General features: G+C 73.9%; 8 protein-coding genes. 5 read left to right on the forward strand and 3 right to left on the reverse strand.

Annotated elements, in window-relative coordinates; translation table 11 throughout:
- Position 1: 1 nt before the first annotated feature.
- From GA0070213_RS21815 to GA0070213_RS21830, 4 genes are read left to right on the forward strand one after another with little or no spacing between them, the layout of a single operon-like run.
- Complete coding sequence (locus GA0070213_RS21815) at positions 2–3,592, forward strand: type I polyketide synthase (protein WP_091067879.1); 3,591 nt, start codon at positions 2–4, stop codon at positions 3,590–3,592.
- Between the two features lie 23 nt (positions 3,593–3,615).
- Positions 3,616–4,959, forward strand: a complete 1,344-nt coding sequence (locus GA0070213_RS21820; RefSeq protein WP_091067882.1) for an MATE family efflux transporter — start codon at positions 3,616–3,618, stop codon at positions 4,957–4,959.
- Between the two features lie 30 nt (positions 4,960–4,989).
- Positions 4,990–6,426: a condensation domain-containing protein gene (locus GA0070213_RS21825; protein WP_091067885.1), complete on the forward strand. Its 1,437-nt coding sequence runs from the start codon at positions 4,990–4,992 to the stop codon at positions 6,424–6,426.
- A 60-nt stretch (positions 6,427–6,486) separates the two neighbouring features.
- The gene (locus tag GA0070213_RS21830) at positions 6,487–7,536 is read left to right on the forward strand and encodes a sporulation protein (protein ID WP_091067889.1); all 1,050 of its coding nucleotides are present in this window, start codon (positions 6,487–6,489) and stop codon (positions 7,534–7,536) included.
- Positions 7,537–7,600: 64 nt separating this feature from the next.
- Here GA0070213_RS21830 and GA0070213_RS21835 read toward each other — a convergent pair whose 3' ends face one another.
- Entirely contained in the window at positions 7,601–7,978 is a 378-nt protein-coding gene (locus GA0070213_RS21835; protein ID WP_091067893.1) for a hypothetical protein, read from the reverse strand.
- Between the two features lie 272 nt (positions 7,979–8,250).
- Between GA0070213_RS21835 and GA0070213_RS21840 the strand changes: the two genes are divergently transcribed.
- The gene (locus GA0070213_RS21840; RefSeq protein ID WP_175441433.1) at positions 8,251–8,673 is read left to right on the forward strand and encodes a hypothetical protein; all 423 of its coding nucleotides are present in this window, start codon (positions 8,251–8,253) and stop codon (positions 8,671–8,673) included.
- Positions 8,674–8,728: 55 nt separating this feature from the next.
- Here GA0070213_RS21840 and GA0070213_RS21845 read toward each other — a convergent pair whose 3' ends face one another.
- On the reverse strand, positions 8,729–10,945 hold the full coding sequence (locus tag GA0070213_RS21845; RefSeq protein ID WP_175441442.1) for a HelD family protein: 2,217 nt from the start codon (positions 10,943–10,945) through the stop codon (positions 8,729–8,731).
- 242 nt (positions 10,946–11,187) lie between these two features.
- On the reverse strand, positions 11,188–12,315 hold the full coding sequence (locus GA0070213_RS21850; RefSeq protein ID WP_091067899.1) for a LolA family protein: 1,128 nt from the start codon (positions 12,313–12,315) through the stop codon (positions 11,188–11,190).
- Positions 12,316–12,378: the final 63 nt, after the last annotated feature.

A 12,378-nucleotide genomic window follows, 5' to 3' on the forward strand; every position in this document is an offset into this window, starting at 1 on the left:
CATGGACACGGACATCGCCGTCGTCGGCCTCTCGGTCGAGGTTCCCGGCGCCACCGACCTGGACGGCTTCTGGCAGATCGTCAGCTCCGGCGCGAGCCTCACCCGGCCGTTCCCCGCCGACCGCCGTCAGAAGCTGCGCGAATACGTCAGCTATCTGCGGGCCACCAGCATCGAACCGGTGCCCGACCCCGACATCGACTATCACCACGGCTGCTTCCTCGACGAGGTCGACACCTTCGACCACACCGTCTTCGGTATGAACCCGCGCCAGGCCACGCTCACCGATCCGCACCACCGCATGGTGATGCGCGCGATGTTCCTCGCGCTGGAGGACGCCGGCTACGGTTTCGACAGGCTGCGCGGCAGCCGGACCGGAGTGTTCGTCGGGTTCGCGGTCAACCCCGGATCGACCTACCTGGACTACATCTGCCGGGTCGACCCGAACAACGGCCAGCAGGCCATCACCGGCAACATCCCGGCGATGCTGGCGAACCGGCTGTCCCACCTGCTCGACCTGCGCGGCCCGAGCCTGGTGGTGGACACCGCCTGCTCGGCCACCCTGGTCGCGGTGCACCAGGCCAAGAACGCGCTGCTCGCCGGCGACTGCGACATGGCCGTGGTGGGCGGCGCGCGGATCGTCTTCTCCCCGGTCAAGCACCCGCACTCGAACATCGGCATCGAGTCGTCCGACGGGGTCACCCGCACCTTCGACGAGGCCGCCGACGGCACCGGCTTCGGCGAGGGGTCCGGATCCGTCGTCCTCAAGCGGATGGCGGAGGCGCTCGCGGACGGCGACCGGATCTACGCCGTGCTCAAGGGCAGCGCGGTCAACCACGACGGCAACACCGAGGGGATCACCAACCCCGACTCCGACTCGCAGGCCGACCTGCTCGACGCCGCCTGGCGCAACGCCCGCGTCGACCCCCGCACGCTGGGCTACCTGGAGGCCCACGGCACCGCCACCCGGGTGGGCGACCCGATCGAGCACGAGGGGATGAAGCGGGCCTTCGCCCGGCACACCACCGACCGGGGCTTCTGCGCGGTCGGCACGGTCAAGGCCAACGTGGGGCACCTGTTCGAGGGCTCCGGCGTGCTCGGGATGATCAAGGCCATCGCGGTGCTGCGCAACCGGATGATCCCGCCGCAGGCCAACTTCAAGAACCCCAACCCGAAGCTCGACTTCGCCGCCGGACCGCTCTACGTCTCCACCAGCCTGCGACCGTGGGAGTCGCCCGACGGCCCGCGCCGGTGCGGGGTCAGCGCCTTCGGCCTCGGCGGCACCAACGCCCACGTCGTCCTGGAGGAGTACGTCGCGCCGCCGGCACCGGCCCCCGCCGGCGGGGGCCCCCACCTGTTCACGCTCAGCGCGGCCACACTGAAGTCGCTGGTGCGCCTCGGCGAGAGCTACGTGCGGTTCATCGACGCCGCCGGGTTCGACGGCGTCGACATCGCCGACATCTGCCACACCAGCCAGGTCTCGCGCAGCAGCCACCGGCACCGGGCCGCGTTCGTCGTGCGCGACGTCGCCGACCTGCGCCGGCAACTGGTCGCCTCGCTTGCCGACGGGGCGGCGCCGCCGCCGGACGGGCCGCTCGGCGACGAGGCTCGCCGCTATCTGGCCGGCGCGCCGGTGGACTGGCGCCGGCTGTCGCCCGGCCCCCGCCGGATCGTCCGCCTTCCCGGGTACGTCTTCGACACCGTCCCCGCCTGGGTGCAGTTCCCGGACACCTGGCGCGACCAACTGTCCCTCGGCACCGCCGACGAGGAGCAACCGGTCACCCATGACACGGTCTTCGCGCCCGCGCCCGCCCCGGCGGACCCGGTGGCCGGGGCCCGCGTGCTGGCCCTGGTCGACCCGGACACCGACGCCGAGGAGCTGCTCGCCGCGACCGGCCTGGCCGACCTGCGCGTGCTGCGCCTGGGCGAGCCGGTACGCCCCGACGGCGCGCCCTTCGACGCCGGCTCGGCCGACTCGTACGCCGAGATCGCCGACCTGGTCGGCGCGGCCGGGATCACGCACGTGGTGCACGCGCTCGGCTTCGACGCCACGCCCGCCCGCGACGGCGGCGAGCTGGACCGGCGCACCACCAAGAACCTGGGCAGCCTCTTCCACCTCACCCGGGCGCTGATGGCCGCCGGCGCGAAACTGGAGCTGACCGTGCTCACCCGTCGGGCGGTGTGCGCCCACGACGGGGAACCCGACGTGGTGGTGGAGAACGGGGCGCTCGTCGGCTTCGGCAAGGTCGTCGGCCGCGAGTACCCGTACCTCGGGGTCACCCACCTGGACGTCGACGCGACGGCGCCGGCCGACGCGGTCCGGGCGGAGATCCTCTCCCCGGAGCGCGGCGTGTTCCTGCTCCGCGACGGCCGGCGCCTGCACGAGGTCTTCGTGGAGGTGCCGCAGGTCGACACCGACGGGCCGCAGGTCTACCTGAAGCCGGGCGGGACCTACCTGGTCACCGGCGGCACCGGCGCGCTCGGCCTGGCCGTCGCCCGGTCCTTCGCCGGCCGGCAGCCCGGGGTGAACCTGGTGCTGCTCAGCCGCTCCGGGCTGCCGCCGCGCGCGCAGTGGCCGGACCTGCTCGCCGGGCCCGGTGGCGACGCCCGCGCGGCCCGGATCCGGGCGGTACGGGAGCTGGCGGACCTCGGCGCCGAGGTGCGGGTGGTGGCCGCCGACGCCGGCGACCCGGCCGCCCTGGCCGGCGCGCTGGCCGGGGTCCGCGCCGAGTTCGGCCGCGTCGACGGCGTCGTGCACGCCGCCGGCCTGCCCGGTGGCAGCACCGTCATGTTCCGCGAGCCGGCCGACTTCGACGCCGTGGTCCGGGCGAAACTGCACGCCGCGTTCCACCTGGAGGAGCTGACCCGCGAGGACCCGCCGGACTTCGTCGTGCACTTCTCGTCGGTGGCCTCGGTGTTCCCGGCCCCGGGCCAGGCCGACTACGCGGCGGCCAACTACTACCTGGACAACGTCGCCCGGGCGCGGGCCGGCGGGCCGACCCACGTGCTCGCCCTGGACTGGGTCGCGTGGAAGGAGATCGGCATGGCCGTCGACCACGGCACCAGCGGCGACACCATGTTCCGGGCCCTGCCGACCGCGACCGCGCTGGAGATCCTCGACGCCGGCCTGCGCTCCGGGCGGTCCCGGCTGTTCGCCGGGGAACTGCACTACCGGGGCGAGCTGATCCACCTGCTGCGCTCCTACGACGTGCGGCTGGCCCCGGAGATCGACGCGAAGGTCGAACACGAGATGCAGGCGCTGGAGCTGCGGCTCAGCCAGGCCGCCGAGAAGATCCGGGCCACCGTGGACGCGGTGGTGGTGGAGCTGGAGGGGCGGCCGGACGGCGACCACACCGACGTCGAGCGCTCGGTGGCGCAGTGCCTGGCCCTCGCGTTCGGCTATCCCACGCTCGACGTCGAGGCGGACTTCTTCGACCTGGGCGGCGACTCCATCATGGCCGCCTCGGTGGCCAACACGATCGCGGTCCGCCACGGCGTGACGTACGACGTGGCGGACCTGCTCGCCGACCGCACCGTCGCCGAGATCGCCTACCACGTCGAGGACCTGGTCGCGTTCGCGGCCGACACCGCCTGAATCCACACCGATCGGAGGACGGCATGTCGGACATGACCGCCGGGCCGGCGCTGCGGCGCATCGTCGGCTTCGCCCTGCCGCTGACCGCCGCCAACCTGCTGCAGCAGGGCTACCTGCTGGTCGACAGCATCGTCGTCGGTCGCTACGTGGGCGTCGAGGGGTTGGCCGTGGTGGGCGCCTGCGGGCCGCTGTTCTATCTGCTCAACGCCATGTTCATCGGGCTGGGCACGGCGTTCACCATCCGGCTGGCCCACCTGACCGGCGGGCAGCAGGTCGACCGCCGGCGCGACGTGGTGGCCGCCCTGGCCCTGCTCACCGTCGTCTGGTCGGCCGGCTGCGTGGTCCTGGCCACGCTGCTGGTCGACCCGGCGCTGGCGGTGATGGGCATCGACGGCCGGCTCGCCGCCGACTCGGCCCGGTTCTTCTCCACCCTGGCGGTCGGCTTCCCGGGGATCTTCGGCACCGCCGCGGTCAGCGCCTACTTCCGAGGGCTCGGCGACTCCCGGTCCGCCATGTGGGTGCAGGGCATCGGCAGCATCGCCAACGTCGTGCTGGTGTGGGTCTTCGTCGCCGTGCTCGGCGGGGGAGTGGCCGGCGCGGCGCTCGCCACCGGGGTGGCCAGCACCGCCGCCCTGGTGGTCGGCCTGGTCTGGGCCGCCCGCGCCCATCCCGTCCGCCGACGCGGCCCGCGCCCGGCGGTGCGCCGCGAACTCGTCGACGCCGCCCGGCTGGGCCTGCCCCTGGCCAGCCAGCACATCGTGCTCGCCGTCGGGATCATGGTGCTGGTCGCGATCATCCAGTCGTACGGCGAGGTGGTGCTCGCCGCCTTCACCATCGTCTCCCGGATCGAACTGTTCACCGGGATGCTGTTCCTCGACTTCTCCGGCGCGGTGACCGCGTTCGCCGCGCAGAACCTCGGCGCGGGCGACCGGGCCCGCGCGCGGGAGGGGCTGCTGCGCACCATCCGGCTGACCGCCGTGCTGTCGGTGGTCGTCGCCGGCGTGGTGCTGGTGGCCCGGGCCCCGCTCGCCGCCGTCTTCACCGACGACCCGGCGACCCGCGACCTCACCGAGCGCTACCTGACGATCATCTACCCGTTCCTGATCCTCTACACCGTCATGGTGGTCACGCACGGCTACCTCAACGGCTCGGGACGGACCACCGCGCCGCTGGTCTGCACGCTCATCGCGTTCGTCGCGGTGCAGATCCCGTTCGCCTGGCTGCTGAACGGCCCGTTCGGCATCGACGCCGTGATGTGGGCGGTGGTGGCCAGCTGGACCGCCGGGCTCACCTACAGCGTGCTGTGCCTGCGCCGGGTCCTGTTCACCCGCCCGGCGTCCGAGCCGGTGCCCGCCGCCGTGCCCTGACCCCGCCCACCCTTCTCGTGAGGACACCCGTTGATCACACGTCGCAGCGCCGAGGTCACCTTCCACGCCGGCGCCGACCGGTCCGCCCACCTGACCTGGGGACAGCAGGGCACCTGGGACGTCTTCCGGCAGTGGCTGCCGGAGCTGAAACCGTTCTTCGTGCTGACCCGGTGGCTGCCCGTACCCCTGCTGCTGGAACTGGACGACGTGCTGGCGCAACTCGCCCACCTGCTGGAGCGGCACGAGTCGCTGCGGACGGTGTTCCCGGCCGGCCCGGCCGGTGAGGGCAGCCAGCACGTCCTCGGCCGGGGTTCGGTGCGCGTCGAGGTCCTCGACCGGCCGGACGGCGACCCGGTGAGCTTCGCCGACCTGGTCACCGACGCCGTCCGGCAGGCCGGCACGACGCCGTTCGACCACGACACCGGGCTGCCGATCCGGTTCACCGTCGCCACCCACGAGGGCGTACCGGTACTGCTGGTCCTCGCCGTCTCCCACCTGGCCGCCGACCACCTCAGCGCCGACCTGCTCGTCACCGAGCTGACCGAGCTGCTGCGGGCCCGGGCCGACGGCGCCGCCGCGCCGCCGGCCCGGCCGGCGACGCAACCCGTCGACCTGGCCGCGTTCGAGCGGTCCCTCGACGGGCAGCGACTCAACGTCGACGCCCTCGCCCACCTGCGCCGGCAACTCGCCCGGCTGCCGGCCGCGCCCCTGCCGCCCCGGCTCGCCCCGGTCAGCCCCCGCTACTGGCGCGGGGAACTGGCCTCCGCCGCCGCCGCAGCGGCGCTGCGGCTGGCCGCCCGCCGGCTGCGCGCCAGCACCTCGGTCACGCTGCTCGCCATCACCAACGCGCTGGTCCGCACGGTCTGCGCCGGGCCGGTCTATCCGCTCGACATCATGCAGAGCAACCGCGCCGAACCGGCGCTGCGCCACACGGTGACCAGCCTCAACCAGGCCGTCCGCCTCGCCATGGACGTCTCCGGCGACACCTTCGACGACCTGCTCGGCCACGCCCGTACCGCGATGGCGGCCGCGATGCGGCACGCCCGCCACGACGGTCGTGCCGCCGCGCGCGTCGCGGCCGACGCCCTGCCGGCGCCCGGCGGCCAGTTCAACGACCGGTGGTCGCTGCAACCGCGCCCCCCGGGCGCCCCGCCCGGGCCGGCCGACCTGCCCGCGCTGGCCGCCGGGACCACCTTCGACTGGCCGCAGACGGCCGAGGCGGAGGGCATGCCGTTGTACGTGGACGCGAGCGGCCCCGCCGACCGCGTCCACCTGTCGCTGATGGCGGACACCGCGCTGCTCGCCCCGGCCGACATCCGCGGCTTCCTGTACGCCGTCGAGCAGGTCGCCGTCGAGTTGGCCGCCGGCGACGTCGATCTCCGTCGGGTGACGGAGATCTACGACGGTCACCGGCGCTCCGACGTGACCGGGGGTGTTTCTCAGCCACTTCTCAGCGACGGCGGTTAGGGTCCCCTCACCAGCGTCCGACGGTCCATGTCGGAGCGCCGTGCCCCACGGGAGTGACCGATGGTCTTCAAGAAGATGTTGAGCGCGTTCGGTGTGGGCGGCCCCAGCGTCGACACGGTGCTCGCCAACCCGAACACCCGGCCCGGACTGGCCCTGGACGGGCACGTCAACCTGGTCGGCGGCGACGCGCCGGCGCGCATCGAGCAGATCAGCGTCGGCCTGGTCACCCGGGTCGAGATCGAGGGCGGCGACACCGAGTACGCCGGCGTCATGGAGTTCCACCGGATGCCGGTCAGCGGCGCGTTCGAGCTGGCCCCGAAGCAGCAGCTGGCCATCCCGTTCCAGCTTCCGGTGCCGTGGGAGACCCCGGTCACCGACGTCTACGGCCAGCGGCTGCACGGCATGACGATGGGCCTGCGCACCGAGGTCGCGGTGGCCCGGGCGGTCGACAAGTCCGACCTGGACCAGGTGTCGGTGCACCCGCTGCCGATCCACGAGCGGATCCTCGACGCGTTCCAGGCGTTGGGTTTCCGGTTCAAGCACGCCGACCTGGAGCGCGGCCACATCTACGGGGTGCCGCAGACGCTCCCGTTCTACCAGGAGATCGAGTTCTTCGCCGCGCCGCAGTACGCGCAGACCGTCACCGAGGTCGAGCTGACGTTCGTGACCAGTCAGCAGGGCGTCGAGGTGATCCTGGAGTGCGACAAGCGCGGCGGCTTCTTCACCGGCGGGCAGGACGTCTTCGGCCGATACTCCGTTCCGCACAGCGACGCCGCCCGCACCGACTGGACGCCCGTCGTGGACGGCTGGCTGCGGGAGACCACCTCGCGCTACGGCGGCCTGCGCGCCCAGGGCTTCGGCGGGCCGGGCCACTACGGCGCCCCCGGCCAGTACGGCGCGCCGGGCCACTACGGCGCGCCCGGCCACTACGGCGCGCCCGGCCACTACGGCGCGCCGGGCCACCACGGCCGGCGCGGCCCGGGCATGGGCGGCGTGGTGGCGGGCGCCGCGCTGGGCGTGGCCGGCGGTCTGGTCGCCGGCGAGATGATGGACGACGCCTTCGGCGGCGACGACGGCGGGGACGACGGCGGGGACTTCGGCGAGGAGTGACGGCACGCGACGACGCCCCCGGGACGGATCCCGGGGGCGTCGCCGTTGGCGTGGCGGCGCGGGGTCAGTGCCGGCCTCGACGCTCCTTGCCGGAGCGGCGCGAGCTGCCCGCCTTGGACAGACCCCGGCTGACCAGGTACGCGCCGGTCAGCGCGGTCAGGTACCACCAGGCCTGGTTCGGGTTGTTGATGTTCAGGCCGTTGGCGGTGGTGCCCTTCCAGAACGCGGCGATCACGACGACCGCGGCGGCCGCGGCGTACACCCAGAACTCGGTGGTCAGGAACGCCTGCTTCGTCTCGGTGCCCGGGCTGGGCATCTGCTCCCGGTGGCCGTCGTGCATCGACGGCATCTGCCGGGTCGACGTGTCCTGCATGCTCGACCGGTTCTGGACGTCGGACATCGGCCGGTTCATCGGCCTGGTGGATGCAGCCTGCGTGCTCATCTGGTCCTCCTCAGGATTTGATGAGTCGTTACCTGCACACCCTCGCCCCGCTACCGCAGGTCGGCCACGGCACGGTTCGCGCTCTGTGGCGGGGGCACCCTCCGTCTACCCGGCCCCCGAGACAAGGTAACCGCCGGACGTCGCCGGTATCCCGGCCCGCTCCGCGCTTCGGACATTCGGCGCTTCCTGCCCGAAACGTCGCCGGTTTCAGCCCTCGGCCCACGGGCACGCCGTACCGACACCCACATCACGAGAGCGGCGAGGTGGTTGACGTGCGTGAGGACGACATGCGGCAGGACGCCGCCCGGCAGGCCGAGCGGCGGATCGCCGGCGGGGTCTACGGCGAGGGCGCGCTCGACGAGGTCACGGTGCCGCCCACCGACGAGCAGCGAGTCATCCAGGAGTCGGATCCGGACGACCCGGCGCACGTGCCGGTGGATCCGAGCGTGCTGCGCGACGGCGGCCCGACCCGCGGGCAGGGCGCGGTGACCACCACCGGTGGGACGGCCGGCCCGGCCAGCGTGCGCCGGGTGGCCCGGCAGCCGGAACGGCACCCGGGCAAGGTGGCGCCGACCACCACCGGCGACGCCACCACCGGCGGCCTGAGCACCCCCGCCGGCGGCTCCACGAGCGACGCCTCGGCGACCGGCGCCCAGGTCGGCAACGTCACCGACGAGGGCGCCAACCCCGGCTGAGTGGTGTTAAGAAGGGGCCCCGCCTATACCGAAAGCGTTAAGCGGGGGCCCCTCCTTACCTCCGGAGGATGCCGAGGCGCTGGGTGGCGCGGGTGAGCGCCACGTAGAGGTCGCTGTGCCCGCGCGGCGACTCCGCGACGATCCGCTCCGGCTCCACCACCAGCACCGAGTCGAACTCCAGCCCCTTGGCCTGCTCGGTGGTGAGCACCACCACCCGGTTCGCCAGCTCCGGCTGCTCGCCCACCGCCGCCTCGGGCAGCGCGGCCACGACCGCCGCGCCCAGCTCCGCCACCCGCCCGGTCGGCACGATCACGCCGAGCCGGCCGTCGGCCAGCCCGGCCGCCTCGCGGGCGCTCGCCTCGACCAGCTCGGCGACGAGCCGGTCCGCTGGCACCGTCCGGTCCCACGGGGGTACGCCGGTGGCGCGTACCGAGCGGGGCGGGCGCAGCGCCGGGTCGATCTCGGCGAGCACGTCGGCGGCGACCGCCATGATCTCGGCCGGGGTGCGGTAGCTGACGGTCAGCTCCTCCAGGCGCCACCGGTCCGCCACGTACGGCGCCAGCGCCTCGGCCCAGGACGGCGTGCCGGCCAGCGCGCCGGTCTGCGCCACATCCCCGACGATCGTCATCGACCGGCTCGGGCAGCGCCGCATCAGCAGCCGCCAGGCCATCGGGGACAGTTCCTGCGCCTCGTCGACGATCACGTGCCCGAACGCCCAGGTGCGGTCCGCGGCGGCGCGCTGGGCGGTGGTGAGCCGGTCGGACTCCTCCTGCCGCTCGGAGAGCCGGGCGGCGTCGATCAGGTCGGTCACGCCGAGGATCTCACCGCCGTCGGCCTCGTCCTCCACGTCGATGGAGCGGGAGCCGCGCCAGATCTCCAGCACACCCTCGGCGTACTCGCGTTCCATCGCGCGGATCCGCTCGCGGCGGGCGGCGGCGGCGCGCTCGTCCTCGCCCAGCAGTTCGGCGGCCTCGTCCAGCAGCGGCACGTCGGCGGGCGTCCAGCCGCCGGGCTCCCGGTGCAGGGCGGCCCGCTCGTCGTCGGTGAGCATCGGCGCGGCGGTGGCGATCCGCTCCGGCGCGGCGAACAGGTCGGCGAGCAGGCGTTGCGGGGTGAGCACCGGCCACAGCTCGTCCAGCGCGGCCACGATCTCCGGCTCCTCGCGCAACTCGCGGCGGATCTCCGCCCGGTCGGCCTCGGAGAGCAGGTTGTCCCCGCCGAGCGGGTCGGCGCCGATCCGCTCGGCCACCTGGTCGGCGAGCGCGTGCACCACCTCGATGTCGAACTGGGCCCGGGCCAGGTTGTGCGGGCGGCCGGTGCGGCGGACCCGGTCGCGGGCCTCGCGCACCGTCGCCGGGTGGAGGGTGAGCACCTCCCGCTGGGGCAGCTCGATCTCGATCGGCTCGGCCGGCACCCACTGCCGGTCGCGCACCGCCGCGGCGAGCACCTCGGTCAGCACCGCGCGGCCCTTGAGCGCCGCGGTGGTGGCGGGCTCGGCGCGGCGGGCGTGCACGCCGGGGAACAGGTCGGCCTGGGTACGCAGCAGCACGCCGGTCTCGGCCAGCGCCGGCAGCACCTGGGAGATGTAGCGCAGGAACGTGGCGTTCGGGCCGACCAGCAGCACGCCGCGGGTGGAGAGCTGCTGCCGGTGGGTGTAGAGCAGGTACGCCGCCCGGTGCAGCGCCACCGCGGTCTTGCCGGTGCCCGGCCCGCCCTGCACCACCATGACGCCGGGCAGGTCGGCGCGGATGATCCGGTCCTGCTCGACCTGGATCGTCTCGACGATGTCGCGCATCCGGCCGGTGCGCCCGGCGTTGAGCGCGGCCAGCAGCGACGCCTCACCGGTGACCTCCTCGTGCGCGGTGGGCGAGGCGGCGGTGATGTCGAGCACCTCGTCGTTGAGCCCGGTGACCTTCCGGTCCCTGGTGCGCAGGTGCCGGCGGCGGCGGACGCCCTGCGGGTTGGCGGCGGTGGCGAGGTAGAACGGGCGGGCGGCCGGGGCGCGCCAGTCCATCAGCAGCGGGTCGTAGTCGCCGGCGGTGTCGAAGATGCCGATCCGGCCGATGTAGCGGGCGGCGTCGTCGTCGCCGTCGAGGCGGCCGAAGCAGAGGCCGGCCTCGACCGCGGAGAGCTGCTCGACCTGGTCGGCGTACATGGCGACGGTGGCGTCGCGCTGCGAGCGCGCCTGCTGGGTGCCGCCGGTGTGGCGCAACTCCTCGTCGAGCCGGCGGGCGGCCTGCTCCCGCAGCCCGTCCAAGCGGTCGTAGAGCATGGAGACGTACTCCTGCTCGCGACCGATCTCGTCGTCCTGGCGCAGGTCACCCGACACGTCGGAGTGCGTTGACAAGCCGGCTCCTCATTGGCTAAAATTGCGGCAGGAATGGCATTCAGATGCCATTCCTTTTGTGTGTCTGAACGTTGAAAGATAGCGCGCCGCCCGCCATTGCACCAAGCCCGGACACGGCTCGGGGCCCGGCCGGCGGATGCCGGCCGGGCCCCGAGCCCGATGGTCGATCAGCCCTTCGCGGCCTGGTAGAGCCGCTCCGGCGTGACCAGACCGGCCACCACCCGACCGTCGTCGGTCAGCAGCACGCTGAACAGCTTGCCGCTGAGCAGCCGGCCGCTGCCCCAGTCCCCGCTGACCTTGGGCAGGTCGCCGAGCACCTTCGCCAGCATGTCGGCGTCCGGCGCGCCGCCCGCCTTCGCGCCACCGGCTCCGGCCATGTCGCCGAGCTTGGCCACCACCACGGTGGTCCAGCCGGTGCCGACGGTACGCACGTCCGGCCGCTGCCCGTCGGCCCTGCCGGGCGCCGTGCCGTCCTTGCCGAGCGCCTTGCCGGCCGGGCCGGGGCGCGCGTCGGTCGACTCCTCGGTGACCTTCACGCCGGGCGGCGGGTTGAACCGGAACTGGTCGGCGTCCGGGGTGCGGAAGTCGACCTGGGTGAACGCCACCTCGAACGCCGGTTCGTCCTGGCCGTCGGCGAGCACCTCGAAGCGCAGCGGCACGTGCTCCTTCGCGTCCAGCGCGATCCGCACCTGGTGCACCAGCGACGCCTTGTCGCGCGGCGTGAGCACCAGCTCGTACGCGTCCCGCCCGGCCACGGTGGCCGAGCGGCCGACGGTGACCGCGGTGGTCGGGTCGATCGCGGCCAGCGCCTGCTGGGCGGCGTCGGCCGGGGTGGCCGGCGCGGACGGCAGGTCCTTGCCGTCGGTGGGCAGCTTCCGGTGGACGGCGGTGTTCTCCCGGCTGCTCCAGGTCCAGACGTCGCGGCCGTTGCGCAGCACGTCCTGCTCGCCGAGCGTGTCGACCAGGGCGAGCCGCTGCCGGTCCTCGCCGCCGTACCAGACGCGCAGCGTGTGCGTGCCGGTGACCAGCCCGGCCAGCTCGTTGCCGGTGGCCTTGCCGGCGAGCGCGGCGATCGGCGGCAGGCCGAGGTCGGCGCGCTGCACGACCGTGCCGGAGAGCCCGTCCAGGCGGGACGTCCGCAGGTCGTCCAGGAGCTGGGCGGCGCTGCGCGGTGGCAGGGCCGGGTCGGCGCCGGCGGCGAACGTGCCGACGGCGGCGCCGCCTCCGATCACGGCGACCCCCGCGGTCACCGGGACCAGCCAGCGCAGCACGGCGCGGTTCTTCATCACTGACATAGTGTGCACCTCCTGCGCTCCATGCTGCGGGATCGTCGCTGTGACGACGCTGAGGAGATCCCC

Origin of the sequence: Micromonospora humi (assembly GCF_900090105.1) — a bacterium.
Lineage (GTDB): Bacteria > Actinomycetota > Actinomycetes > Mycobacteriales > Micromonosporaceae > Micromonospora > Micromonospora humi.